The sequence below is a fragment of the Thalassolituus sp. genome (genome assembly GCF_984348125.1).
In genome coordinates, this window is record NZ_CFHJLR010000007.1 from 57,671 (window position 1) to 84,383 (window position 26,713).

The following is a 26,713-nucleotide window of genomic DNA, read 5'->3' on the forward strand; positions in this document are numbered from 1 at the left end:
GTATTACAAGGTTTAGTCCAGTTAACGCAAATTTACCAATGCGATTCACCATTCGATTACAAAAGCTATCCTATTGATATTTTTATCAAATTATTAATTACATACACTGCGCTACACCGCATAAAAATGCCGTCTTATTGCAAAAGCTAAATGGCGTCAATTGACACTATGGGATACTCAGTATGAACGGGGCGAAGAACTAAAATCAGATGAGCATCAGTTCTTTGGCTTTGTGAATAGCCTGAGTCCGGCTCCCTGTACCCAATTTCACATTTATCTTGCGAGCGTGAGTTTTCACTGTGTGTAGCGAAATATAGAGCTGATCGGCGATCGCCTGATTCGACATTCCCTGAGCCATTAGATTAAGGACATCACGCTCACGCTCACTGAGCGCAGAACCGGGCTCATGAGCAGGGTTCAGTTCTACCGTTGGCAAATCCAGAAAAGCCACCAGCCCGGGCAGCCAGCTCTGCAGTTGCTGGTTTACGCCTTCGGCACGAAATGTCTTCTTCACGACGTCGATCTGGCGCATGGCTTCAGCGGGTTGTTGCAGCGTCATCAAGGCCCCAGCGCGAATCATGCGGATAAACACAGACATAAAACCGTCCGGAGTATGACGCAACCAGCGATCAGTCAGCTCCAGGCAAACCTCTGGGCGCCCAGCCATCAGATGCAGTCTCGAGAGCGTGAGGGTGCTGAACCCCGGCAACAACGCGCTGTACTCACAACGCGCAACGCCGGCACTGTCAGCGTCCGCCAGCAACGCCTCGAGGCAGTCATTAGCCCGGCGGAGTTTTTTCTGTGAGATCCAGATGTTAGAGCGCACTGTGTGCAACCAGGCGTACGCAACAAAATCGACCTGCTGTTCCTGTAAGCGACGCTCGCCGTCATCAAGAACATTCAGAGCCAGGGAGTACTGCCCCTGCCCCATCAGATTAAGCGCCCGGATTGCATACCCATAGGCTGCTGCCGGGTCAGAACGCTCTTCACATAGCAGCAATGCCTGAGTAAGAGCGGTATCCGTTGGCTCATCACTGTAACCCGTAATCCAGCCAACGGTTGCTTTCAGTATCTGCAGCCTCGCATACGCCAGACTGTTACCGCCATGCGGACTTGCTTCCAACACCTCATGGCCCTGAGTCAGAACAGATAAGCAGCGAGACGCGTGACCGCGATTAAACTCAATACGCGCATGATCCAGATGTGCCATGCCCTCGAGTGCACTCTGGCGGGATTTACGGGCGATATCGAGTGCAAAACGATTCCAGATACGTGAGCCATCAAGATCCCTATGCGCCAGCGATACCAGAGCCAGCATAGAGGCGGTAAGAAATCTCAGACTAAAACGTTCCGCGGGTAACATCTCCAGCGCCTGACGGCATTGCCGTTCCGCCCGGGTTAACTCGCCTCGTGAACCTGCCATATACCCTTTTAATGCAATCAGACCGGCTTCATCTATGCCCGGAATCAAAGACAGGCGCTCGATCAGGCTCTGAGCAGCATCCAGTCGGTTAGTCAGGAGGTGCGTCCAGCACGCAATCTGCATCAGATCAGGAGACGTGTATAGCTGGTCTTCGTTCAGCTGATCAAACCAGACAGTAAGCCCTTGGGTATCCAGACTAGCGAGGATACTGTCTGACTGTTGTGCCATCCAACCGGAATCAATCGCACCGTGGTCAGACTGCCCAGCATGAAATAACGCTGCAATGGCATCGTTACGATCCCGAAACCAGTTAAACGCGCGCAGGTGAATGTCTCTTCGCCAATCGGCTGGGCGTAGCCGCGATAGACACTGGGCTACAATCGGATCCATTCTGAACCACTCAGGACGACCGGGAACCTCCTGTAAGTACAGACCCAGCGCCAGTAATCCCTGCATATCACCCGCTGCATAAAGGTCAGGAGCGACAGCTTTAACCAGATCATCATGAAAGGTGCCAAGCACTGCACATAAACACATGAGATCCCTCAGCGGCACAGCCAGATTTGGGATGACCTCGCCACGAAGATAATCAGACACCTCATACAGACCCAGATCACTGCTCCAGCGCTCTGGCATGCCAGCACAACGCCAGGCCATGAGCCAGAGAGCCAGGCCCGCAGGCCAACCCTGCATTTTTCGCAATAACGACGGCACCTCCGCCGAGGGAAGAGTCAGTTGTTGACACTCTAACAGCGCGTTGAATTCAGATATCGAGAAGCTGAGTTGTTGAGTGGTGAGCCAGGCAATATCAGGCAATAATCCAATACTGCCGCGGGCAAACGGTAAATGACGTCCGCTGAATACGAGTTTCAGGTTCGCTGGTCGATACCGTAAAAGGAGAGTCGTAATCGCCCGGCTTTCTTCAAAATCGAGATATTCGACGTTGTCGATGATAAATACATACTGAGTGTCTTGCTGTCGCACATGCTCCAGCAAAGTTGCCACCGCTTCCATGTCGGAAAGTGACGACGAAACACCGCTACTGGTCAGGCCCAGCTCTTTCTCACACGCTCGGACCATCAACCGCGACGACTCGTCAAAACGGTCACACTGATAATATACGACCGTGTGGTCCATCTGCAGTAAAGAGATAGACGAGGATATCACCGACGTTTTCCCATAGCCCGCCGGCGCCAATAGCATTGCCACAGGCGAAGATGCCAAGGCCGCCATGAGAATATCAGAACGGTCGATATGGCTGGCAGGCACCTCAGGACGGGTTGTCTTAACCGCGATAACGCGCGCCTCTACATCGCTTTCGTTATTGCTGGCGGGGTGTACAAACACAGTGTCAGAATCCGTGACGCAAAATTAGTTATTGGGGCCTATAGAAACAAATCGGACGAGCTGCGGCAACGTTGCTCTGGTTACCTTCTGTTACCAGGACGCGACCACCACATCCAGATACCGCTGAATGCCAGAAGAAGCATTGCAAAAGCGGCGGCATCGACTATCCATATCCCCCCACGACCAAACCAGCGCCCACTGTGCATATCCTGCATCACACGCTGCCAGCTAATGGACTGGTTGACGGAAGGAAGCACCTCATACGAGGCAATTCGGGCATGAGGCATAATTTCTTCAAGAGTGAGCGCATCAGTATTCAGCCTCTGCCAATGATCAGGCGATCCAGCAACCAGCTGCCCCTCTGAAATCGCCGGCCTGGCGTCGTCGGCCAGACTAAGAAAAGCAGGATCAAAAGACTCGATCAGCTGATAATCGCCCGTCAGCAAGTGCCAGCCAGAAAGGCAGCTGACGAGCACATAATCCAGAGCCTCTGCAGCCCCCGTCAATCGGTCACAATCTGCTATGACCTCCTCGTCTAGCATCAGCATGCCGTTAGCAGAGTACAGCAACCCGTAGCGGCCGCGGTAGCCAATGTTATCCGGCAATACCGACTGATATGGCCAGAGCAGGACACGGCTCTGAGGGTAATGATTGTCCAGCTCAAGTTGCCCGGTATGATTCAACGCAACACCGGTAATCACGAGAAGAATAAGTAGGATAGATACCAGCAGTCCCAGGCGGCGATGCCAGCGATGCAGAAAAAAGCGGATTCTTCGTCTTAGCTGCGGTCTAGGGTTCGACGGCATTATCCTCATTCGCCCAGCGATCTAATAAGAGCGCCAGTTTAGCGACTTTCTTCATGGTACGCACTGAGTAGGTAGCGCCAGAAATGCCATCGATATGCTGAGAAAGATCTCCGCTGTCAGTCAAAGCGATATTTTTGTACTGACGCGTGTATTGTGGAAGACGGATTTCATCACCCCGGACCTCCCGGAACACCATAACTTCAATGCGCTCGATGTGCCCGGACGCGGTGACTATGCCAAAGGTAATAGGCTTCTCTTTACCGATTTCACTCAGTGTCCAGAGATGCCGCCCCTCAGCGGAAAGATAACGAAGCCGTGCCTGACGAGGCGCGTCTCCTAGCAAAGCCTCAGCTTGCTGTCGGCGCTCTGGCGTCATCCAGAGCGCCGATTTTTCCGGTTCAGACTCGCTGAATACTTCAGCACTGATCTGCGCTGGCGTGTAATACGTTGTTCCGGCCGACACCGGCAAACCTATTATTAGCAAGAAAGTAAAAAGCGAGCGTAACAAACCGGTCTACCTCAGAAGCTGAAACCTACACCAAGATTGTAACCAGTGGCGCTCAATTCACCAGCGGTTTCCTGACGGAAGTAATCAGCTTTCAGAACTGCAGTATCAGCCAGCCAGTAGTTCACACCGATGTCATTCTGAGTTTTCAGTTCATCAATCTGAGCTTGTGTTGCAGCATCCGCCGCATAGGTCATGTTAGACAGAGCGATAGCGGTGCCAAGCACAGCGAGCTTTTTCATCTGGGATCTCCAAATTAAGGTCATCAATTTCATCAGGTTGTTCGATTGCGACAGGGAAGATACCCGAAAGCACAATACAAAAGCAAATGCTACAGATTATTACTAACAAGACTATTCCAGTATTGTATACAATCGCATTTGCAGGTTTCATACACTCACTGAAACGCACTATCTGTAGCAACTACTTCAGAGTCTTACTCCAGAGAAGCCAGAACTCCCATCGACCGGTTCAATCAGGTAAACTCCTGAGCCATAGAATTTGCGAATCCACGCCACGAATCAGGCCTAATACAGCACATGACCATGCAAGAGACTTATCAGCCCCAAGCCATTGAATCTGCCGTTCAGAGTCACTGGGAAGAAAATCAGGTATACAAGGCTGTCGTCGACAGCAACAAAGAGAAGTTCTACTGCCTGTCGATGTTCCCTTATCCAAGCGGACGGCTACACATGGGGCATGTGCGTAATTACACCATCGGTGATGTGATCTCGCGCTATCAGCGCATGCAAGGCAAAAACGTGATGCAGCCAATGGGTTGGGATGCGTTCGGTCTGCCGGCAGAGAACGCTGCAATCAAGCATCAGGTGGCTCCAGCGAAGTGGACCAAAGAAAACATCGCCTACATGAAAGGCCAGCTTAAATCGCTGGGTTTCGGTTACGACTGGGACCGTGAACTGGCCACCTGTGACCCGGAATACTACCGCTGGGAGCAGTGGTTCTTCACCACTCTGATCGACAAGGGTCTGGCGTACAAGAAAGTTTCTGCCGTGAACTGGTGTCCGAACGATCAGACCGTACTGGCGAACGAACAGGTCATCGATGGCTGCTGCTGGCGCTGTGACACCGTGGTTGAGCGCAAAGAAATTCCGCAGTGGTTTATCCGCATTACCGATTATGCGGAAGAGCTCCTGAACGATCTGGACCAGCTGGATGGCTGGCCCGATCAGGTCAAGGCGATGCAGCGCAACTGGATCGGCAAATCCCGCGGTATCCAGATGGCATTTGGCCTCAAAGATCGAGCAGACAGCCTTGAGATCTACACTACCCGTCCGGACACCCTGATGGGCGTGAGCTACGTTGCCGTCGCGGCGGGCCACCCTCTGGCGAAAGAAGCCGCCGAGAACAATCCTGAGCTCGCGGCGTTCATCGACGAATGCAGCAAGTCCGGCACCGCCGAAGCGGACGTTGCCACCGCAGAAAAGAAAGGTATGGAAACCGGCTTCACTGCGATTCACCCGATTTCAGGCAAAGAAGTCCCTGTCTGGGTCGCGAACTTCGTACTGATGGAATTCGGCACCGGTGCCGTAATGGCCGTGCCCGCGCACGACCAGCGCGACTGGGAGTTTGCAACTAAATACGGTATTGAGATCCAACAAGTCATCGAACCTGCCAACGGTGAAGAGATTGATCTGAGCAAAGAAGCCTTTACCGAAAAAGGCACCCTGATCAATTCCGGCGAATTCGACGGTCTCGGTTTTGAATCAGCCTTTGATGCCATTGCAGAGAAACTCAAAAGCGAAGGCAAAGGCGAAATCAAAGTTAATTACCGCCTGCGCGACTGGGGGGTCAGCCGCCAGCGTTACTGGGGTGCGCCAATTCCGGTGATCCGTACACAGGACGGCGACACTGTTCCAGCACCGGAGAGCCACCAGCCGGTGATTCTGCCGACAGACGTAGTGATGGACGGCGTGAATTCGCCGATCAAGAACAATCCTGAATTCGAGAACATCGAACTCGACGGTCAACCGGCATTCCGCGAAACCGACACCTTCGATACCTTTATGGAATCGTCCTGGTACTACGCGCGTTACTGCTCACCGCAGGACGACACCCAGATGCTGGACCCGAAAGAAGCCAACTACTGGCTCCCGGTTGACCAGTACATTGGTGGTATTGAGCACGCGATTCTGCACCTGCTGTACGCGCGTTTCTTCCACAAGCTGCTGCGCGATGCGGGTCTGGTGAACTGCGACGAGCCGTTCAAAAACCTGCTGACCCAAGGCATGGTACTGGCCGAAGCCTTCTCCTACACCACGGAAAACGGCGCCAAAGAATGGGTTAACCCACTCGACGTGACCGTTGAGCGTGACGAGAAAGGCCGCGTGACCGGTGCCAAACGTACCGAAGACGGTCTGGAGCTGACGGCAGCGGGCATGAGCAAAATGTCCAAGTCGAAAAACAACGGCGTTGACCCTCAGGAAGCCATTAAGCAGTACGGTGCCGACACCGTGCGCCTGTACACCATGTTTGCCGCGCCGCCGGAACAAACACTCGAGTGGTCTGACTCTGGCGTTCAGGGCGCCCAGCGCTTCCTGCAGCGTGTATGGCGCTTAAGCTATGAGCTGTTGCAACAAGCAGATCGTGGCGACATCGCTCAACTAAACAAAGATGAAAAAGACGCACGCCGCAAAGTGCATGAAACCATTCAGAAAGTGAGCGACGACGTAGGCCGTCGTTACAGCTTCAATACTGGCATTGCTGCAGTGATGGAATTGATCAACACCCTGCAGAAGCAGAAACTCGATAGCGCTGGTGCTCGTGCTGTCGTCGCCGAAGGTCTGGACGCCGTGGTGCGCATGCTGTCACCGATTGCTCCGCACATTGCCCAGTCTCTGTGGGAGGCCTTTGGCAATGACGGTCTGGTTCTGGATGCGCCTTGGCCGGTAGTCGACAAAAAAGCACTGGAAAAAGACAGTATCCTGCTGATCGTTCAGGTAAACGGTAAAGTGCGTGCCAAACTGGAAGCGCCCGCTACCGCCAGCAAAGACGAGCTTGAGGCTATGGCCATGGCGGACGACAGCGTGAAAGCGCAGATCGACGGCAAGACAATCCGCAAAGTTATTGTCGTGCCGGGTAAACTAGTCAACATCGTGGCAAATTAAGAGAGCTAACTACCTTATCAGTCATAGAACCATAAGAGTAATAAACCCACTATGCGCCACCTGATTATCGCTCTAACGTTAAGCCTGATTGCCAGCTGCGGCTGGCAACTCAGGGGTGTTTCGGAGCTGCCAGAAGGCTTCCGTATTATTCACGTAAGTGGTGGCCCTCAGGGCATTCGTGAACAGCTGGTGCAGCGCCTTCGCTTTAATGACGTTGTTGTACCCGAACGAGCACTCGACGCACCTGCTCAGATTGAAATTAACGAATACTCCGTAGAGCGGCGTACTCTGACAGTAAATAGCGTTGGCCAGATTGCTGAATACGAGTTCAACGCATTACTTGATGTGACCGTAATCCGTGGAGAAGAGACGTATCAATTTGTCACAGAATCCCGGCGCACTCTGAGTAATGACGTCAACAACGTCGTTGCCACACAGCAAGAAGAACGACAGTTGCGCGATGCGCTGGATTCAGACTTGCTCAGTCGCTTGATGCGCCGTCTGGAACGCCTGTAATGAAATTACGTCAGGATCAGTTAGGGCCGCATCTCGCCAAAGAACTGGCTCCCTGCTACCTGATTTCAGGCGATGACCCGTTACTGGTCATGGAGGCTTGCGACGATATACGCAAAGCCGTCAAACAACAGGGCATTGATGAGCGCGAACTGTTTCATGCGGAAGCCGGTTTCGAATGGCGCACTCTGAGAGAAGAAGCGTCAGCCATGTCTCTGTTCTCCAGTCGTCGCCTGCTGGAACTACGCATCCCCAATGGTAAGCCTTCCGACAAAGGGGAGACGATTAAGGATCTTGCCGAGCATCCGTCGCCCGACAATATTGTGCTGATCATCTGCCCAAGACTCGATGCTAAGACGCAGAAAACCGCCTGGTATAAAGCGATTGAGAAACATGGTGTTGTACTGCCCATCTGGCCCATCGAGCGAAATCAGTACACTGGCTGGCTGAAACGTCGCTTCCAGATGGCAGGGCTCCAGGCTGACCAGGCTGCCGTTTCTGCACTTGCTCACCAGACAGAGGGCAACTTACTGGCCGCAGTTCAGGAAATCGAAAAACTGCGGATGCTGGGCGAAACTAACGTCAGCGAAGAGCTTATTATGCAGAGTGCGGGCGACAGCTCCCGCTTCGATGCGTTCGGGCTGGCAGATGCCTGCCTGATGGGAAAGCTGGGCGAGGCAAACCGTATGCTGGGTCACCTGCGTTCTGAGGGGCACGAGCCGATTATGGTGTTGGGCGCCCTGACCCGGAAGATCAGGCAACTGATTGCATTAAAGCCCTGTCAGGGGGCACAAGCACTCTCCGAGGGTTTCCGGTCTCAGGGCGTCTGGCCAAGACAGCAGGCCCCTTATAAAGCAGCCCTTCAACGTCTGTCGATGAAAGATCTCCACAGAGCACTGAGCACTGCGGCAGAAGCAGACCTGGCCGCCAAAGGCAGCGGCGACGACGCTTGGCTCAAAATGGGGCAAATAGTCATTATCCTGTCAGGTCAGGCAGACAAACTCTTTACATTGACCTGAAAAGAACCGTTAGCTCAGTCACACTTTTTTCCGATTGCCGCTGCCATACTCTCCTGAGTGATCCAATCAGCCTGAATTTGTACTCTGCCAGTCATATGGCTCACGACGACTAATCACGCGTCATGATATCGACAGAATTTGGCAATTAAGATTTCGGAAGTGTAGCCAGTGCCGTCATACCGGATTCATAATCCGGTAAAAAATAAGCGGTTTCAAAACCGCGTGTCTGATGGAGATTAAAATGAACACAGTAGCCCAGCAGCAGCAGAACAGCGATCTCGTATGGGATCTTGAGAAACTCAATCAGCACAAACGTGCGATGAATTTCGTAAAGCAGTTCGAAAACCGCTTCTGTGTATTCTCAACTTCCGTACGTCAGCTTTACACCAATTACAGTATTTTCTTCCCGGAAGAAGCACACCGCCAGATGGTGATTCTTCCAGATCCTTACGCCTTTCACGATACCTTCAGCCACCTGAACCCTGATGCTGTCAGTGCCACAGGCCTGCATGTCATTCCGGGTAACCTGATAGGCAAGCAAGGCCTGTATCTGGTGATTTCTCACAAGGATAAGAAGGTTCGCTCGGTGCCTATTCCGTTCCAGGAAGGTATGCGTCAGATTCTTCGCCGAACAAACAGCGACGATCCTTTCCTGCCCGTATTGATGAAAGGTGACCTACGTGAGTTCAACGACAAACTGCCGTGCCTGCACCTGCATCGTCTGCGGCTGAGCGAACTCTCGGGGCTGTCATCTCTGGAGCGTGAAAGTATCCGCAGCCTGATCACAGATAAGCTGATGGATCTCTACCAGAAGTCTGCGACTTTCAACACCGGCAGCTGACCCAAAAGTCTGAAATCTCAGGCGGTTTCTTTCGATGGGTCGTGGTAATAGGCCCGAACCAGACGCGCTAACCCTTGTCGCCACGCCTTATTCTTAATCCCAAACGTGTGGAACAGAGACGTGTGATCAGCAATAGGTACCCACACCTCCGGTGTCATACCCCCCTCCTGAGTAGTCAGTTCTACGGCCGTCAAATCCTCAAACTGACGCGCCTCTGCCAGCAAGGCTTCTGCAAAGGTGTATGATGAAACCGGCTCAACGCCAGAAAAATGATAAGTTCCCCAGAGATCCTCTGCGAGATGAATCTGACGAAGCATCGCCAACACCACGATCGCAACATCGTCGACGGGGGTCGGTTCAAACTCACGCTGCATATCTAACGCCAGCGACGGCTCTGAGCGGATGACGCTGAGAATACGACTGGCAAAGTCGCTGCCATCGAGCGTTAGCAACTGCCCAACTCGAAGAATAATATGCTGAGGGTTCTCGGCCACCAGTATTTCCAGCTCAGCAAAAGCTGAGCTCAATTCACTGGTATTGTCGGCAGGTGACTGCTCCTTCACTGTTTCTTTGCTGCCCAGGTATCGATGCAAGGTGGAGAGCAACACCACCAGAGCACCCTCTTCCTGGGCCCGGCCAATCCAGAATTTAGCAGACTCAAAATCGGTAGTTTCATTCAGCGCTGGCGAAATTACGTACACCGGTCGGGCACTGGACTGCAACATCGGACGCTCAGTACTGGCAATAGACACGCCGCGATGAATGAGATTCTGTTCTGCCAGATAGCGACAGAGATAACGACCTATTGGGCGGTCTGCACCAATGACGTGGGTGTGAAAACTACTGATAGCCAAGTGCGTATTCCGAGTATGGAGTTCAAAAAAGCAAGGTTACCACTGCAATCCTTAGACAGCACGCGGGATTTAATCGACGGCCAGTGACAATTCACAGATCACATTCTGATTCCGTAATGCATCATTTCTGTTGGGATACATGCGAACGTCGTTGAGGCCGATAAGTAGAGCGAGACCTCCAGTAAGGCCGACAAACCCGGCTCTGTGCTCTTCAATAAACGGGGAATGTAACGCTAGTCCTTGTGCAAGCGCTTCATTGCGTACCATGCCTCCAGCCAAGGGATCTACGCAATCTCCCGGGCGACGAAATAGAGCGATCGACTGTGGACTGATGACAAGAGCATTGCCATTGACCAGCTCAGCCTCAGCCACAGGCGTACCATCTACCAGGGTCAGAAGCTTCCAGGCACGGATCAGATCAGATGAATTTTCAATAATCATAGACAAAAATGGCGACTTAAAAGTCGCCAGTGTACCCCACCCGAAAGCCCCTCAGAAGAGCTCAATTTCGCTGTCACCGCCGCCCTCGTCTCTGCGGCGCCGATCGTTGACTTCAGCAAGCACCATATCCTGCAGGTCCAGAAGCTCATCATCGGTAAGCTGACTGATATCCAGAGCCTGAAACGTACGCGCTAATGCCGCCTGCGCCTGATAACAATGCTGGTGGGCTGGGCCGCTACCCGGGACCGTAACACCACTGGTGCCGAATACGGGCTTTTTGCAATACACACAATTGAGTGACATAACTCTCCTTCGGGAGAAGTTGTTGACCTTCTTTGTGTGAGTATAGCCAGTGATCCCGGTTTCGCCTGCGAGGTGAGGTCAACCCCCGACCTTTACACAGTTGCAACTACTCGAAATTCACCGACTTCTCAGCACGGTTGCCAAACTTATCTTCGACAACCAGCGTCCAGCGAGTACTGTTGCCAATGATCTGGCATGGCACCATAACGTGGCCAGGGTAAGACACAAAACCATCGCAACGGTCCCCCATAACACTTTCAAGCCAGACTGACTCAATGCCGCGGCCATCATCATACGCCATGCCTGACAGCCTCTTCGTCTCATCGAGCCATTCTATGTCACCAATCACGGGAGCATCATAATCGGGGTAATCCGATTTATCCCATGGGTCCGTACCATCCCGCGCTTCAATATCGTTACTGAAGCCATCACCATCGAGATCAGTGTCTGTATTATCTCCAATGCCGTCGCCATCAAAGTCTGCCCACTCCGTTGGGTCAGATGGAAAGGCGTCCACGTCATTGCTGTAACCGTCATTGTCTCGGTCATCATCCAGCTCATCCGGAATACCATCACCATCGGAGTCCGGCGGTGTACTGGTGTTGTCGTATGGATCATACGATAGTTCGCGCTCATAGCGATTAATGATGCCATCACCATCAATATCCGGGTCACTGTTATCGCCAGTGCCATCACCGTCCGTGTCGCTCCATTCCTTGCGATTCAGCGGGAATACATCGCTGCCGTTCGGGACTTCATCACCATCAATGTCTTTGTCCAGGGCATCTGGAATACCGTCCCTGTCCATGTCTGAAGGGACACTTAATGGGTCTTTTGGATCTGTACCCAGCCGTACCTCATATTCATTGCTGATACCGTCGCCATCGATGTCGAGATCGATATTGTCGCCTTCGCCGTCTCCGTCAAGATCAGACCACTCAAGGGGATTATCAGGAAAAACGTCTTCCTCGTTCAGGTAGCCGTCACCATCTCTGTCCTGGTCAACAACGTCGGGGATTCCGTCGCCATCAGCATCACGAGGTACGGAGCTGGCATCTGCAGGATTCGTCCCTGCCTGTTCCTCATAGACGTTATCGATGCCATCACCGTCGCGGTCTCTGTCGCGATTATCGCCGATGCCGTCACCATCCAGATCAAACCACTCGGACGGGTCACGCGGAAAGAGATCAATATCATTGCCAATGGTGTCACCGTCGAGGTCGGTATCCAGCTCGTCCGGAATACCGTCCCCATCAAAGTCGTTCGGGACGCTGTCAGCATTGTAAGGGTCAAAGCTCAGGGTAAGCTCAAACTCGTTATTGATGCCGTCGTTGTCGATGTCTTCATCTGAGTTGTCGCCAAGGCCATCGCCATCAAAGTCCGCCCACTCAGAGGCGTCCTCAGGGAAGGCATCGTCTTTATTCAGATAGCTGTCACCATCAATGTCATCATCCAGTACATCAACAATGCCGTCTTTATCCAGATCACGTGGTTTACTTTCAGGATCTGAGTCATCTGAACCCGCGATCCGCTCGACTTCATTACTGAAGCCATCATTATCCCTGTCAGGGTCGCGGTTATCACCGATACCGTCACCGTCAGTGTCTACCCACTCTTCGCCATCCGACGGGAATACATCGACACTGTTATCGACGCCGTCACCATCGAGGTCAGAGTCGAAGTAATCTGGCATGCCATCACCATCGACATCCGACGGCTTGCTATCCGGATCAAGAACGCCGGTGCCAAGATGCATTTCGAAAACGTTCGGAATACCGTCGTTATCAGCATCCGGATCTTCGTTGTCCGGGATACCATCGCCGTCGGTATCCGCCCACGCCGCACTGTTGTCCGGGTAGAGATCGACATCATTAGCAAAACCATCGCCATCACGGTCATCATCAAGGGTGTCAGGAATGCCGTCACGATCCGTATCGGCTGGCGCTGAAAAACGGTCATCCGGATCAGTACCCGCCTCCTCTTCGAAGCTATTGGCTACGCCATCACCATCACGGTCGGAGTCTGTATTGTCACCCGTTCCGTCGCGGTCAAGGTCTGACCACTCGTTTTTATCCAGCGGGAAGGCGTCGTCGACGTTAGGGACACCATCGTTATCCATATCAGGGTCAAGCAGATCTGGTATACCATCTCTGTCGCGGTCTTTCGGACGGGAGCTGGCACGCGTTGGGTCAAAGCCAAGCTTTTCCTCGTACTCGTTGCCAACACCATCACCGTCGAGGTCCTGATCCGTATTGTCGCCTACACCATCGGCGTCCGTATCCTTCCAGTCGTTCAGGTCCTGCGGAAAGGCGTCTTTCTGATTGGGCACTCCATCATTGTCCATATCATCATCAATGGAATCAGGAATACCATCACCATCGATGTCTGTCTGGTCAGGGACATCAGGGTCAAAACCGGCAGCCGCCTCGAGAAAGTTCGGGAGTCCATCACCATCACGGTCCGGGTCCTGAGCATCTGCGATGCCATCATTATCGAGATCATCAAGGGCCGAATGGGCAGGCAGTGACAGCGCCGCTAATATCGCCAGCGCAAGTGGTGTACGCCACATAGTTCTTTTTATTCCTAAGGCTGTGTTCTGGCCAGATCAGGCTGGCATTCAACCGGACGATTTTTATCAGTCACCAGAATACCGGCAACGTCTTTATCATTCTGTGGTCTGAGTAACAGATAGCCACTCTCACAGAATGCTTCTTTGCCGGAAGACTTTTCGGATACTTTGACGGAATACTCGGGGCTCAGTGACAATAGCTTGAATTCAGCCACAGTAGCCCGGTCTTTCTCGTCAGGAAATTGAATATAACCGTAATGTTTGAGGGCTAGTACAGTAACGATGACACCAACAATAAACCCGATAAAGCTCCACTTCGCTTTGTCCGGCTCGTTGTATTGCTCAGGTGTACTTTCAGTCATGCTTATTTCTCCGGAGATTCGCCCCACAAGGGCATCAGCTTGTGGTCAATGCCGAGTTGATTCAGTATACGCGCGACAATAAAGTCGATCAGATCATTGATGCTTTTCGGGTCATGGTAGAAGCCAGGGCATGCCGGCATGACCGTCGCTCCCATGCGGGTCAGGGTCAGCATATTCGTCAGGTGTATTTCAGAAAATGGCGTTTCGCGAGGCACAAGAATCAGTTTACGCCGCTCTTTAAGGGCAACATCCGCCGCTCGCTCGGTCAGATTGTTGCTTGCCCCGGTAGCCACCGCTGACAAGGTACCCGTACTGCAAGGACAGATCACCACAGGGCCTGGCTGACCTGACCCCGATGCCCACGGCGCCATCCAGTCTTCCCGGCCGTATACCCTGACATCATCCTCATCACAGCCGTAGTATTTCTGCAACTCACGAGCCTGAGCCTGAGGCTTGGCCGGTAGCGTCAGCTCAGTTTCAGTTGCCAAAACCAGCAGCGCAGCTTTTGAAAAGATAAAATCAGCACCGACACCCGCAGCAATCAATGCCTGGCCAAGCCGCAACGCATAAGCAGAGCCAGAGGCTCCTGTCACTGCAATAAGGATTCGGCCAGCATCAGCCATACTTTTCCTCCAGAGCCTTGGCTAAACGTCGGGGCATATTATCAAAGCCTCCGTTGGACATCACAAGGATACGGTCTCCCGGGCGCGCGTCATTGACGACCGCATCGACTATTTCCGCTGTCGATTGATAAGAATGTGCTGGGGCACGACACGCCCTCACGACATCCGACAATGACCAGCTGATATTTTCAGGCTCAAACCAATACGTGCCGTCAGCATCGTTTACCGAGCCCGCCAGTGTCTCTTTGTGAACGCCCGCTTTCATTGTGTTAGAACGTGGCTCCAGAACCGCGAGCAGACGTCCGTCAGTGTTAGTCAGCTGAGCCTTCGCCCCCTGAAGCGTGGTCGCGATCGCGGTTGGATGGTGCGCAAAATCATCATATACAGGAATTGCGCCTTCGGGGTTCACAAGCTCCATGCGCCGTTTCACCGATTGGAACTCAGCAAGTGCCTCGGCCGCAACAGCCGGGCTGACGCCCACATGAAACGCTGCCGCCATCGCCGCCACGGCGTTACTGACGTTGTGAGCGCCAGACAAGCTCCAATGGATGGGATACGCCTCGTCACGGACAGTCACTTCAAACTGACTGCCATCGGGCGCACTCATCGTCCATTGCCAGTCAGCTCCGGCCGATGAAAAAGTCGTCTGACTACTCCAGCAGCCCATAGACATCACACGATCAATTGCCTCACAGTCGGCTGGGCGAATGACCTGCCCGCTTTGAGGAATAGTACGGATGACATGATGAAACTGGCGTTCAATCGCCGCCAGATCAGGGAAGATATCGGCGTGATCAAACTCAAGGTTATTGGCAATAAAGGTTCGCGGGCGGTAATGCACGAACTTTGACCGCTTATCGAAAAAAGCCGTATCGTACTCGTCTGCTTCGATAACAAAGAAAGGGCTATCTCCCAATGTTGCAGAAGATGTGAAGTTCTCAGGGACACCGCCAATAAGATACCCCGGAGACATCCCCGCGAACTCAAGAATCCACGCCAGCATACTGGCGGTCGTGGTTTTGCCGTGAGTCCCTGCAACCGCTAACACCCAGCGGCCTTGAAGCACGTGATCGCCTAACCATTGAGGGCCTGAGGTATAGGGAATACCCCGCTCCAGCACATACTCTACCGAAGCGTTGCCACGTCCCATAGCATTACCAATAACAACAAGATCAACATCTTCAGGGATCCCCGCTGGATCAAACCCTTGCGTCAACGCAATGCCCGCCTGCTCCAGCTGATCGCTCATCGGCGGATAGACACCGTGATCGGATCCAGACACATCGTGTCCCAAGGCTTTTGCCAGCTGTGCCAGCGACCCCATAAAGGTGCCGCAGATTCCCAGAATGTGAAGCTTCATCCGTCGACCAGTCATCTTACAAAGCGGTTAGTTTACACGGCCACTGCCGTCTCCCCAACAGCCACTGAATTTCCGCACAGATTAAGGTAGTATGCGCCCATTACTTAAATCAGGACTATGAGGTTCGGAGCATGCAGCGCCTGCGCACTTTTCTCGACAACCACTGTAAGGATTCAGACGTCGCCAACATTATTGAAGGTCTGACGGTTACCTGTAAGGATATTTCACATCGCCTGCACCTGGGTGCACTGGCAGGCGTACTTGGCAGCGCCGGACAGGAAAACGTGCAGGGAGAATCTCAGAAGTTGCTGGATGTGATCTCTAACGACCTCATCAAAGAGTGTCTCGCAGCGATGCCTGCGGTGCGCGGTCTCGCCAGTGAAGAGGAGCCAGATCCGGTTGCCTGTAACCCAGAGGGTGATTATCTGGTTCTGTTCGACCCTCTCGACGGTTCATCCAACATTGATGTGAATGTCACTGTGGGAACCATTTTTTCTGTACTGAAAGCAGCCCCAGGGGCTGACGGTGGCGACGAAGCTACGTACCTGCAGGCTGGTAATAAGCAGGTTGCTGCAGGTTATGTTCTGTATGGCCCTTCGACCCTGCTAGTGTTCAGCACTGGCGAAGGTGTCCACAGTTTCACTCTGGACCCTCGTATCGGTGAGTTCGTACTGCAACGTGACAACATTCAGGTACCTGCGGAAACTCAGGAGTTCGCCATCAATATGTCGAACCAGCGTTTCTGGTTACCACAGATGCAGAACTATGTCGCAGACCTCCTGCAAGGCGAAGAAGGCCCTCTGGGTAAGCGTTACAACATGCGTTGGATTGCGTCTATGGTGGCTGAGATACACAGAATTCTGACACGTGGCGGTATATTCATGTACCCGTTCGACAATCGTGACCCTTCAAAGCCAGGCAAGCTCCGCCTGATGTACGAAGGCAATCCGATGAGCATGCTGATCGAGCAGGCTGGCGGTAAAGCCAGTACCGCCTTTGAAGATATTATGGACGTTGCCCCTGACGCGATCCACCAGCGTGTGTCTGTCGTTATGGGTTCAGCAGACGAAGTTGAGAAAGCCTGTTCCTACCATAAGTAAGCAGCGTTCTCTCTTCGATGTCTGACTCAGGTGGCTGTACTCTCCAGCCACCTTTCAGTCATCAGGATCAGCCCCTTAAGAGAAATCGGCTTGGCCATATAATCATTCATAGCACTGGCAAGACATCGCTCTTCAACCTGATCGGTTGTATTCGCGGTACAAGCGATAATAGCCCCACTAAACCCTGCCTCACGCAACTTCTGACTCGTCTCAAAGCCATCCATTCCCGGCATCTGGCAGTCCATCAACACCAATGAAACGGATTGTTCTTCGACGGCGACTAACGCGGCAGCCCCAGACATCACGGCGATCACGTCACGATCAGGATGAATCCGCGCTAACATTTTTTCAGCTACTTTGAGGTTCACCTCATTATCCTCAACAATCAGCAGCTTTCCTTTCTCCTCTGAACTGGCAGTCTCGACTTCAGCTGTGCCAGTATTCTGCTCACCGTTCGCACACACACGCGCCTGAGTGCCGCTCAGGACGACATCTGGCAAAGTGACCAGCACAATACACCCCCCGCCTTCAGACTCGCCGAAATGCAACTCTCCACCCAAGGCTTTTACAACATGAGACGTAATAGTCAGGCCTAATCCAGCGCCCTCATACTGTCGGTTCAGATCTGACTCGAGCTGAGTAAAAGGCTCAAGTATCGATTCGTACTCCGAGGGCGGTATACCAATGCCAGTATCAGATACCGTAATGCGAATACCAGACTTCTCAGCCGCTATGCTCACTGAGACAACGCCCTGAAGAGTAAACTTAAAAGCATTATCGATAAGGTGCCTGAGGATCTGCCGTAGTAGCCCTGGATACGTCAGTATTGGCTTCTCGCGCAATTCGCCCTGAATATCAGTGATAAAAGACAAGCCCTGCGACATTGCTCGAGATCTGAGAACATCAAAGAAAGACTCAAAATAGTCACTCAACAGACAGTATTCCGGAGCGGCGGACACTGACTTCTGCTCCGTATCAGCGACGACCATAATGTCATCAAGAAGCTGCGCCAATTGCACCAGGCTCTGCTCTGCCTGATCCTTGTGCAACGTAAAGTCGCTCTGATCCATTTTATGGTTCATCAACTCGAGCATACCGAGTGCACCATTGAGTGGTGTTCTCAGTTCATGACTCATCATAGCGAGAAACTGACTTTTAGATTCACTCGCACTACGCGCTTTTTTCTGTTCTTCCAGCAACCTGGCAGTAAAAACACGTTGCTCACTCTGAGCCCGTTCAAGCGCTTCTGCCAATCGGTTACTGCTGCTTTGTACACGGCCCAATTCAGCGCCGTCTGATTCCTCGATGCGATTCCAGTAATCACCGCTGGATAGGGATGACAGAAAAGCAGCGGTACGCTCCAATGGCCTTACTATCATCAACGCAATGTAGCGACCAGTGAGTGCCGCAAGTAACACCACCAACACCCCGGCAACTAACGACTGGTAGAGGATTTCCATTTCTCTGGCGTGAAGATAATGGTCAGTCATCACTATTTCGATCACTGCAAATGTCACGCTTCGCTCTGACGTTTCTTCGTCCAGCAAACCGCCCATATCCACGGGGTCCAGATCGATGACCGTACGATTAAGCTCTTTCTGAAAAACACGGAGATCATCGAATTCCAGCTGGTCATAACCTTCAACTGTTCGCTCGATCAGGGGCAGACCGAGAGGATCCAGCACCCGGACCGCTGCTATTTCCGGCCTTCCCAGTGCAGCATCCATTAATGGCGCCAGCATCTCATAATTACCCGAGATCACAGGGTACTCGGCGGATGCACTGATGCTCTCAACCATCAGGCGCACAATGGATTCGCTGTTCTCACCAGCATCAGACCAGCGCTGCGACATGTGCATTACTGTTAACAGAACGACGGTCAGGAATGCCGGCACAGCCGCAAGCACAATGGCCCTGCGACGGATCGACCAGTGGCTTATCCTCATCGGTCCACCTCCTGAGCGCGTATACGCTCAGCGACATCAGCAGGATCAGGAAGCAGTAGGTTGAGAGAGCGTCCTACCTGGCGATTAAAGCCAACACTGAAATACGGATTGTAGTCAGGAGCCGGAAAGGTTCCCTGTGCACTCAGACCCTCAGTGACGACTTCAGACAGACGCCTCACAACATCTTCCGGTGTACTGTAGGTCGACGCCAGAGCTCCAGCTTTAAGATAAGCCTGTGTTGGACCAATCAATGGACGATTGTGCCGGTAAGAGGTAATCAAAATACTCTTGATGTTTTCTGCACTGTAGAGCTCCGGATCATACACACCGACCAGAGCCTTACTTGATCTCAGGAGTTCGACTAACGCGTGATTGAGACTGTCGTACTCGGCTATGGGATAAACACGTAGATTTTCTGCTGATACTAATGCGCTGGCGTCTTTGGCAACCAGAGCGCCAAATATTTCATTGGCGCCAAATATGGCTTCAGCGAGTGCAAGCTGGCGCTGCAGAGGCGCCTCAGAATATATCGCACTGGTAACATGCGACCTATATTGACGATACTCGGCTTTAGAGAGATAAGACGCGATAACAGGAATATTATCGGGGAGTCTGTTATCAGCAATTAACTGACGTAAGGTACTGCCACTGAGAGTAATAATCAGGCGGTATTTGTCCAGGCTAGCCTCTGTGTTCAGATCCAGAAGGTCCACCTGTTCAGACACAGAGGTATCTTTGAGGGATACTTCCAACATCTGTGCGAACTTCTGCGCCTGAGCCGTTGTGGAAGGCGCAATTATCGCGATATCAGCATGCGCGGCAATAATGCTGCAATACAGCAATAACGCCCAACATGTCCTGATAACTGCTTCCATGCTTGTATCTCTGCCTTGATGATATCCTCTGATCAGTATAGCGCTTCCTGATATCAAACGCTTTTATCTATACAAATGAATACTCAATAGAGGCAGCGGTTGAATGACATGAAAGTACAGGTCTGAATCTGATTGCCAGAGATAAGGCGGGGGCCGCAACGAACAGGATAAAGAAAGCTCAGGCTATCGCAATTGAGAAGTAAGTTCTGACGTGTCCGACGGCAGCAGAATATCCAGTGAGCGCGCTACCTGCTCGTTCATTGTGACCGAGAAGTAAGGGTTATACCCCGGTGGAGGTAGTACATCAGCTTCAATAAGCTCCACAAGGCGCTTAACTGTATCAGCAAGTGAGCTATAGGTCGTCGCGATGGCACCTGCACGAATGTATGCCTGATGAGGCCCAATCAATGGAATATTCTGGCGATACGCAGTGATAAGGATATTCTTGATGGTCGATGGATTGTATACCCCTCTGTCGAGGGTCCCTAACAGCACGTCGTGATTAGCCAGAGCGGCTTTCAGGGTGCGGTTCAGACTTTCTTCCGGCTTGTTAGTAAATACCTCAAAGTCATCGCCCTGAAGTTGATTAATTTCAACAGCCACCCATGTGGGCACCTCAGCAGACACTGTAATTGCTACCCGGGAATCAGGAAAGAGCAGGCGTGTAAGATCCAACTGCCGCTGTAGAGGAGGTTCTGAGAACACGGCGCTATAAATATTGCTCCTATTCGCTTCAATAGCCTCACGCCTGCTCCACACGGCAATACTCTTCTGGTTACCATCCCAGTTTCTGACCATGCTATCTCCCGCGATAATCACGAGATCCTGCTCCTTTATCTGGCTCTGAGAATGGACCTGCCGTACGGGCTTTCCGAGCGCAGTGGACACTCCTTCTGCCAGCGCTAATAGCGCGGGCGAATGATTTTCAGACAATAGCACAACCTCGGCGCGGGCCAGAGCCGCGCCGAAAAGCAGGATGAAAAATCCTGCTATGCGCATCAGAATTTAACACCTACCTGAAGGAATCCGAGATACTTATCTTCAATGCGGTTGGTGTTATACGCGATCGGGCTCTCATCAATCAAATGATGCAGGAAGGCACTCGTCTCAAGTTCCCAACTGTTAAAGATCCATCCTTTTTTCAAATGAGCTTCATATCGGCGGTACGGAGAAGACTTCGCGCCAGAACTGTTGTTATAGCTGCGGTGCCAGAAGTAAGATTGGGTAAAACGCCAACTACCTAAGGCCGCACTCCAGCTAAGGTTGTGGCTGAACTCAGAACTGAGACGAGTTTCAACCCGCTTGAGATTACTTTCCTCCTTGTCAGACAGATTAGGAGACTCTCCGACACGGACATCGGCATCCAGATAAGCCCCCGAATACCAGAAGGAATGATCCCTCACTGGAGTCCACGTAAACTGCCAGTCGACACCCTGAAGATTCATCGTCGAATTTGAACTTACGTCCGGCGTATTCAGGTTAATAGGATCCGAAATCAACTGATAAAGATGATCGCGATACACCTTGATATCCATTTCAAGGTTTTGTACTGGTAAGCGGCCATAATAGCCCAGTTCCCAACTGGTAATACGTTCATGGTCCAGTTCACCATATGCTCCCGTCTGAGTCGCGTACAAGGTGCCTTCGCTTAACCCAAGATAGTTCTCGGTCAGGTTCGTAATCTGCAGGCTGTAATCTGGCTCCTGCTCCAGCAGATCTGGGGACCGTACGGCCGTTGAGTAAACCAGCCGCAGACTGTGCTGAGGAGCAACAAGAAAGTTGGCGGCGACACGAGGTGAAAAGACAGCGCTATTTTTATCCTCGTCTTCGTACATACCGCCGAGGTTGAAAATCAGTTTGTCCAGTGGACGTATCTCAGCATTCGCAAACACACGCATCAGATCGTTACTGACAGTGCCGTCGAAATAGGTTTGAGAAGTGACCTGATCTCGGCGGAAGCTAACCCCAGCAACGGTACGCAGAATATCATTCCATTGCACAGTATCCTGAAACTCAACATCAATTCTCTGCTCGTCGAAATCAAGATCGTACTCGCCGCAGGTGATACTCGACAGATTAACAGCATCAAAGCCTGCCTGAGCAAATATGGTCTGTACCTGATCAAGATCAGACTGCGAAATATCGTAATTGCGGTCCAACTCTTCTTCGAGCAGGGCTTCTACATCTTCTGGATTCGCAGTGCCTCCTGCTATCGGCAAGAACAATTCTTCGGGCAGCTCAAAGCGCCCGATCACATTTGCCCAGTAAGGGTCTTCGCGATACAATTGACCCAATAATGGAGACAGCACAACCGCGGGCGCACACTTCCGGAACTCAGTGAGGCGCTTCTCCTTCTGCCAGTAGGCTCGCAATTGTGAAGTGTGTGTTGTAGAGAAATCATACTGCCACTGAGCCATCACGAAGCCGCTCTGGTTGTCGTCAACCGGGGCAATCTCATCTTCCCCACGACGCTGACGGACACGCTGTTTTCCATCTTTGTATGCCGCTTCGACAAGAAGCCGACTCTGATCGGAGAACTGAGTCGTTGCATTCAGGCTGATAAAGCTATCGCGGCTACCGTCATGTAGGTTGTCCCCTGGCTGAACAGTCTCCTGGCCGAGACGCTCACTACCATCGAAGCCATCATCATGCTTACGGGACACGGTCGCGCGATACACCCACTCGCCAAGTTCAGCCGAATGACTGACCTCGTAGTCACGTACTCCCTGGTAACCAGAGCGGGCAAACGCGCGAGAGCCCAATGTGTCCGCAGGGTGGAAGGTCACAATGTTGATCACCGCCATAAAGGCATTGGCACCGTATGAAGAGGCGTTTGGCCCACGGAACACTTCAATGCGTTGAATGTCTTCAAGCGCAACCGGGATATCTTCCCAGACCACAGAAGCGATACCTGCGCGATATACTGAGCGACCGTCGATCAAAACCTGCATACGACGCATCAGGTTAGGATTGGACGCGTGATAGGCAATAGAGTCCTGATCACCATGCTTAACGAACATGCCCGGGACAAACCTGAACAGTTCAGGAACAGTACGCACCCCCCACTGTTCGATATTCTCTGCTGTGATCACAGTCATGCTACCCGGTACCTCCGACCTGGGCTGCTTCAGCCGTGTCGCAGTCAGTACTTCCGGTACCACAGTGAAGCCGGACAGTTCCGCATCCAGACCCGCATCAGGCAGAAATAAGTCTTCTGCAACTGCTGCATTCATTGTCGTGGCCAGAATTGCGACCATTGAGCTGAAATAGCCCTTCATTGCACCCTCTCTGTTCTTCTCATTCTGTACTGTCCCGATTATAGAGTCTTTCTCCATTGGTGGAACTGACAGGACACATTAGATAGGTCTATAATCCGCGCCATCTGTTAAAAACTCTCACGTTACAGGAAATACCATGAGCTATAACGCGATTACTGCCGGCAAAGACCTGCCAAATGACGTTTACGTTGTGATTGAAATCCCGGCGAACCACGCCCCAATCAAATACGAAATCGACAAAGACATGGACTGCCTGATGGTAGACCGCTTCATGGCGACGCCGATGTTCTATCCAGCAAACTACGGTTACATCTCTGACACTCTAGCTGACGATGGTGACCCTCTGGATGTTCTGGTCGTGACTCCTTACCCAGTGGCTCCTGGCTCAGTGATCCGTGCACGTCCAGTTGGCGTTCTGAACATGGAAGACGAAGCTGGTGAAGATGCAAAACTGGTCGCTGTTCCACACGAGAAGCTGACCCAGCTGTATAACGATGTAAAAGACATCGACGACGTTCCGCAGCTGCTGCGCGATCAGATCGGTCACTTCTTCGAGAACTACAAAGACCTCGAGAAAGGTAAATGGGTGAAAGTGAAAGGCTGGGGTAACGCTGACGAAGCTCGTCAGATGATCCTGGACTCTGCCGAAGCCTATAAAAACGCCTGATTCTGGCGTGAACAAAAAAGGGAGCTGTCAGCTCCCTTTTTGTTGCCTGATTATAAGTACTGTCAGGCTTTGCTGGCCTTCAGCGCAGCAAGTTCTTCCTCCGCCGCACGGGCGCGGGCTTCGGCTTCGATCTGTGCGGTGACATCTTTCTGGATGCCGATGTAATACGTCAGCTGATCCTGATCATTGCGTATAGGAGACAAGCTCAGCTCATTCCAGAACATTGTGCCGTCTTTATGATAATTTCTCAGAACTACCCGGGTACTGCGCCCTTCTTTGATGGCCGCACGTACTTCCTGCAATCCCTCCTGCTCACGGTCACCGGTTTGCAGAAAGCGACAATCCTGATAGAGGATCTCGTCAGCGGTATAGCCTGTCAGGCGCTCAAACGCCTTGTTGACGTAAATCAGAATGTTATCGTCACCTTCCTGCTCGGCAATCACGATGCCGTCGTTTGAGGCATCAACTGCCTTCTTCAGAAGTTCAAGATTGATAGGGCCCTGCTCATCATTCAGGTCTGTGACCATCGATCGTCTCCGCTGTTACTCTCTGTCGCCGACTCTCTGACTGTGATCAGAGTCGCTTTTCATATCATTCAGATCAAGACTGAGCGTATCAGCCTTTTGGTTTCTTTTACATTATGTACAACTACTTATAGAATTTGGACTGCTTTGTATAGTTCTGGAAATAAATTCGTCATGTCCGCCCCCTCTGAATCTCAGGCTGCCTACTATCCGATACGGGTAGTCTCGAACGAAACCGGTGTTAACGCGATTACTCTGCGTGCGTGGGAGCGACGTTACGGCCTCATTACCCCGAAACGTACCGCCAAGGGACATCGTCTGTATACCGAAGCAGACATACAACTTATACGCAAAGTTGTATCACTTTTGCAGCGCGGCATTCCCATTTCTCAAGCTAAGGCGATGCTGGAAAATGGTGAGCCTGAGCCCGATATTAATGTGCAGACCAGTCAACCGTCACAATGGTCACAGTACAGAGCCCGCCTCGCTAGCGCGATACGGGACTTCGACGACGTTGAAATTGCGCGGGTCATGGACGAGGTAACCGGCTTCTTTCCAGTCGACATCGCTTTACGCTTTCTATTACTGCCACTGCACCAGCAACTGAGAGAACAGATTACCGAGCCACTCGGATCTGCGCGGTTGCAGTTCTTCGCTGGCTTCCTGCAGGGGCGCCTCAGCATGCGCCTGAGCGAGTCTTCAGAGCAGTCCATGAAGGTAACTCTGGTGCTTGCAAACACCGTCTACAGTGACGACCTGGAACTCCTTCTGCTGGGCATACTACTGAAACAATTCGGCATACGGGTTATCCGTCTCGCCGGTCTTTCGACACCGCAGGAAATTTCAGAGTTAATCCGCACTCAGAACCTCCAGGGCGCGGTACTGGGTGTTGCCGACTCACCTGAGCCCGGCCAACTGCAGAGTTTAAGAAACCTGGCTGCTGAAACGGGGCAGCTGATTTTCTGCAGTGGGCAGAATGTCTCTCAGGCGAGTACGTTACGGGAGCGCGGCCTAGTTGCACTGAACCGCGACCCACAACAGGATGCTCTCACAGTAAGAGATGTACTGACCGGCGTTAACGAATGAGCAACGTATACGAACTGCTACAGCGCCACCCGATGCTGCTGACTGCCAACACCACGATTATTGGTTCAGAAGCACGCTTACCATCAGGCTGGGCTGAACACATAAACGAACACAAGGTTCAGATTATCACCGCCGACTGGCTGACCGCTCAGGCCTACCACGCTGACAAAGAGAATCCACAGGTACAGTTCGGCGTTCCCGATGTTTCTGAGCTCTCAGGTCGACTGGTGATTGTGCTCTGGCCAAAAGCCAAAGCCGCGGGGCAGGCTATGATCAGTATGCTCAGCCAGCAGCTCGACAGCTGCTACGTTGTCGCCGCCAATGATGCGGGTGGTAAAAGTATCGGAAACGCCCTGAAAGACCACGCCAGCGAAAGTTCAAAAATGGACAGTGCTCGCCACTGCTCACTCTGGAATGTGCGTCTGAAAAAATCGGAGGGTGCGGCTAACTGGTTGCGCTTCGCCAGCTCATTTCAGGCGGGCGACCTCAGTTTTATGACGCTGCCGGGCGTATTTGGCCATGGCAAACTCGACCAGGGAACTGCTCTACTGCTCGAACATGTGCCTGCGCCAGCGCACGGTAAGGTACTCGACCTCGGATGCGGCTCTGGAGTTATTGGGCTAACCATGAAATCACGTAGCCCTGCTCTCGACGTCACCCTGACCGACGTTGATGCCATGGCACTGAGAAGCGCAGAACTGAACTCCGCCCGTCTCGGACTGAGTGCAGAAACAATAGCCAGCGATGGGTTAAAGAGTGTCGAAGGGCGTTTCGATTACATATTCAGTAACCCGCCTTTTCATCAAGGCAAGCGTACCGATTACGAGTTCGCCTTACGACTTTTCCGTGATGCCAGACAACACATGACACGCGACGGACAGTTATGGATCGTTGCCAACCGGCACCTGGCCTATGAAGAGTGGGCCTCTGAAGCATTCAGAAGTGCTGAGGTGATGGTTCAGAGAAACGGCTTTAAGCTGATTTGCGCATCTGACCCAAAATAACCAATCAGACGTAGTTTTTACGATCGCTACTTCCTATGAAGTAGCTTTCCCGGCCTTATCCATGGTTTCACGCCCTTGGCTGAAAGAGCTACTCGCATAATCCACTGAAGCAGCTACTCTGAAACAGACACTGACCATAAGG

At 52.2% G+C, this 26,713-nt stretch carries 24 protein-coding genes; 8 read left to right on the forward strand and 16 right to left on the reverse strand.

What is annotated here, in order from left to right; all coding sequences use genetic code 11:
* Nucleotides 1-205: 205 nt before the first annotated feature.
* The 4 genes from AC5E51_RS06935 to AC5E51_RS06950 all read right to left on the reverse strand — a co-directional run bounded on the left by AC5E51_RS06935 (nucleotide 206) and on the right by AC5E51_RS06950 (nucleotide 4,323).
* On the reverse strand, nucleotides 206-2,770 hold the full coding sequence (locus AC5E51_RS06935) for a LuxR C-terminal-related transcriptional regulator (protein ID WP_491778363.1): 2,565 nt from the start codon (nucleotides 2,768-2,770) through the stop codon (nucleotides 206-208).
* An 80-nt stretch (nucleotides 2,771-2,850) separates the two neighbouring features.
* Nucleotides 2,851-3,576, reverse strand: coding sequence for a PepSY-associated TM helix domain-containing protein (locus AC5E51_RS06940; protein ID WP_491778364.1), 726 nt, complete (start codon nucleotides 3,574-3,576; stop codon nucleotides 2,851-2,853).
* Nucleotides 3,560-4,039, reverse strand: coding sequence for an FMN-binding protein (locus tag AC5E51_RS06945; protein WP_068443356.1), 480 nt, complete (start codon nucleotides 4,037-4,039; stop codon nucleotides 3,560-3,562). Before AC5E51_RS06945 ends, AC5E51_RS06940 begins: the two co-directional genes overlap by 17 nt.
* A 56-nt stretch (nucleotides 4,040-4,095) precedes the next feature.
* The gene (locus AC5E51_RS06950) at nucleotides 4,096-4,323 is read right to left on the reverse strand and encodes a hypothetical protein (RefSeq protein WP_068443359.1); all 228 of its coding nucleotides are present in this window, start codon (nucleotides 4,321-4,323) and stop codon (nucleotides 4,096-4,098) included.
* 303 nt (nucleotides 4,324-4,626) lie between these two features.
* Between AC5E51_RS06950 and leuS the strand changes: the two genes are divergently transcribed.
* The 4 genes from leuS (at nucleotide 4,627) to AC5E51_RS06970 (ending at nucleotide 9,579) form a co-directional block, all read left to right on the forward strand.
* A complete protein-coding gene (leuS, locus tag AC5E51_RS06955; protein WP_491778365.1) occupies nucleotides 4,627-7,206 on the forward strand; it encodes a leucine--tRNA ligase in 2,580 nt (859 codons plus the stop codon).
* 51 nt (nucleotides 7,207-7,257) lie between these two features.
* Complete coding sequence (locus tag AC5E51_RS06960) at nucleotides 7,258-7,722, forward strand: LPS-assembly lipoprotein LptE (RefSeq protein ID WP_068443363.1); 465 nt, start codon at nucleotides 7,258-7,260, stop codon at nucleotides 7,720-7,722.
* Nucleotides 7,722-8,738: a DNA polymerase III subunit delta gene (gene holA / locus AC5E51_RS06965; protein ID WP_491778366.1), complete on the forward strand. Its 1,017-nt coding sequence runs from the start codon at nucleotides 7,722-7,724 to the stop codon at nucleotides 8,736-8,738. Before AC5E51_RS06960 ends, holA begins: the two co-directional genes overlap by 1 nt.
* Before the next feature lie 241 nt (nucleotides 8,739-8,979).
* The gene (locus AC5E51_RS06970; protein ID WP_273089661.1) at nucleotides 8,980-9,579 is read left to right on the forward strand and encodes a hypothetical protein; all 600 of its coding nucleotides are present in this window, start codon (nucleotides 8,980-8,982) and stop codon (nucleotides 9,577-9,579) included.
* A gap of 17 nt (nucleotides 9,580-9,596) precedes the next feature.
* Here AC5E51_RS06970 and AC5E51_RS06975 read toward each other — a convergent pair whose 3' ends face one another.
* The 7 genes from AC5E51_RS06975 to mpl all read right to left on the reverse strand — a co-directional run bounded on the left by AC5E51_RS06975 (nucleotide 9,597) and on the right by mpl (nucleotide 16,091).
* Nucleotides 9,597-10,433: a sugar nucleotide-binding protein gene (locus AC5E51_RS06975; RefSeq protein ID WP_301377662.1), complete on the reverse strand. Its 837-nt coding sequence runs from the start codon at nucleotides 10,431-10,433 to the stop codon at nucleotides 9,597-9,599.
* 69 nt (nucleotides 10,434-10,502) lie between these two features.
* Nucleotides 10,503-10,880, reverse strand: a complete 378-nt coding sequence (locus AC5E51_RS06980; protein ID WP_301377660.1) for a hypothetical protein — start codon at nucleotides 10,878-10,880, stop codon at nucleotides 10,503-10,505.
* A gap of 45 nt (nucleotides 10,881-10,925) precedes the next feature.
* Nucleotides 10,926-11,177, reverse strand: coding sequence for a DUF2175 domain-containing protein (locus tag AC5E51_RS06985; RefSeq protein ID WP_076515367.1), 252 nt, complete (start codon nucleotides 11,175-11,177; stop codon nucleotides 10,926-10,928).
* Nucleotides 11,178-11,283: 106 nt separating this feature from the next.
* Entirely contained in the window at nucleotides 11,284-13,746 is a 2,463-nt protein-coding gene (locus AC5E51_RS06990; protein WP_301377659.1) for a thrombospondin type 3 repeat-containing protein, read from the reverse strand.
* Nucleotides 13,747-13,760: 14 nt separating this feature from the next.
* Nucleotides 13,761-14,108 carry a PA3694 family proteiin gene (locus tag AC5E51_RS06995; RefSeq protein ID WP_297531237.1) on the reverse strand — a complete coding sequence of 116 codons (348 nt, stop codon included), beginning with the start codon at nucleotides 14,106-14,108 and terminating at the stop codon, nucleotides 13,761-13,763.
* Nucleotides 14,109-14,110: 2 nt separating this feature from the next.
* On the reverse strand, nucleotides 14,111-14,731 hold the full coding sequence (locus AC5E51_RS07000; protein ID WP_297531235.1) for a flavin prenyltransferase UbiX: 621 nt from the start codon (nucleotides 14,729-14,731) through the stop codon (nucleotides 14,111-14,113).
* The gene (gene mpl / locus AC5E51_RS07005; protein ID WP_297531233.1) at nucleotides 14,724-16,091 is read right to left on the reverse strand and encodes a UDP-N-acetylmuramate:L-alanyl-gamma-D-glutamyl-meso-diaminopimelate ligase; all 1,368 of its coding nucleotides are present in this window, start codon (nucleotides 16,089-16,091) and stop codon (nucleotides 14,724-14,726) included. Before mpl ends, AC5E51_RS07000 begins: the two co-directional genes overlap by 8 nt.
* A gap of 131 nt (nucleotides 16,092-16,222) precedes the next feature.
* Here mpl and AC5E51_RS07010 point away from each other — a divergent pair, with 131 nt between their 5' ends.
* Nucleotides 16,223-17,191: a class 1 fructose-bisphosphatase gene (locus tag AC5E51_RS07010; protein WP_068439003.1), complete on the forward strand. Its 969-nt coding sequence runs from the start codon at nucleotides 16,223-16,225 to the stop codon at nucleotides 17,189-17,191.
* Nucleotides 17,192-17,217: 26 nt separating this feature from the next.
* Here AC5E51_RS07010 and AC5E51_RS07015 read toward each other — a convergent pair whose 3' ends face one another.
* The 4 genes from AC5E51_RS07015 to AC5E51_RS07030 all read right to left on the reverse strand — a co-directional run bounded on the left by AC5E51_RS07015 (nucleotide 17,218) and on the right by AC5E51_RS07030 (nucleotide 23,290).
* The gene (locus AC5E51_RS07015; RefSeq protein WP_491778367.1) at nucleotides 17,218-19,137 is read right to left on the reverse strand and encodes a hybrid sensor histidine kinase/response regulator; all 1,920 of its coding nucleotides are present in this window, start codon (nucleotides 19,135-19,137) and stop codon (nucleotides 17,218-17,220) included.
* Nucleotides 19,134-20,012 carry a hypothetical protein gene (locus AC5E51_RS07020; RefSeq protein ID WP_491778368.1) on the reverse strand — a complete coding sequence of 293 codons (879 nt, stop codon included), beginning with the start codon at nucleotides 20,010-20,012 and terminating at the stop codon, nucleotides 19,134-19,136. Before AC5E51_RS07020 ends, AC5E51_RS07015 begins: the two co-directional genes overlap by 4 nt.
* 183 nt (nucleotides 20,013-20,195) lie before the next feature.
* Complete coding sequence (locus AC5E51_RS07025) at nucleotides 20,196-21,011, reverse strand: hypothetical protein (RefSeq protein ID WP_491778369.1); 816 nt, start codon at nucleotides 21,009-21,011, stop codon at nucleotides 20,196-20,198.
* Nucleotides 21,011-23,290: a TonB-dependent receptor plug domain-containing protein gene (locus AC5E51_RS07030; RefSeq protein WP_491778370.1), complete on the reverse strand. Its 2,280-nt coding sequence runs from the start codon at nucleotides 23,288-23,290 to the stop codon at nucleotides 21,011-21,013. The genes AC5E51_RS07025 and AC5E51_RS07030 overlap by 1 nt, the downstream gene beginning before the upstream one ends.
* Nucleotides 23,291-23,426: 136 nt before the next feature.
* Between AC5E51_RS07030 and ppa the strand changes: the two genes are divergently transcribed.
* Entirely contained in the window at nucleotides 23,427-23,957 is a 531-nt protein-coding gene (gene ppa, locus AC5E51_RS07035; RefSeq protein WP_068435573.1) for an inorganic diphosphatase, read from the forward strand.
* 62 nt (nucleotides 23,958-24,019) lie between these two features.
* Here the strand turns inward: ppa and AC5E51_RS07040 are convergent, their stop codons facing one another.
* Nucleotides 24,020-24,484, reverse strand: a complete 465-nt coding sequence (locus tag AC5E51_RS07040; protein WP_068438750.1) for a PAS domain-containing protein — start codon at nucleotides 24,482-24,484, stop codon at nucleotides 24,020-24,022.
* 171 nt (nucleotides 24,485-24,655) lie between these two features.
* On the opposite strand from AC5E51_RS07040, the gene AC5E51_RS07045 reads away from it, so the two are divergent.
* Together AC5E51_RS07045 and AC5E51_RS07050 are read left to right on the forward strand one after the other, a co-directional pair.
* A complete protein-coding gene (locus tag AC5E51_RS07045; RefSeq protein ID WP_076515387.1) occupies nucleotides 24,656-25,567 on the forward strand; it encodes a MerR family transcriptional regulator in 912 nt (303 codons plus the stop codon).
* The gene (locus AC5E51_RS07050; RefSeq protein ID WP_297531219.1) at nucleotides 25,564-26,571 is read left to right on the forward strand and encodes a class I SAM-dependent methyltransferase; all 1,008 of its coding nucleotides are present in this window, start codon (nucleotides 25,564-25,566) and stop codon (nucleotides 26,569-26,571) included. The genes AC5E51_RS07045 and AC5E51_RS07050 overlap by 4 nt, the downstream gene beginning before the upstream one ends.
* Nucleotides 26,572-26,713 lie beyond the last annotated feature (142 nt).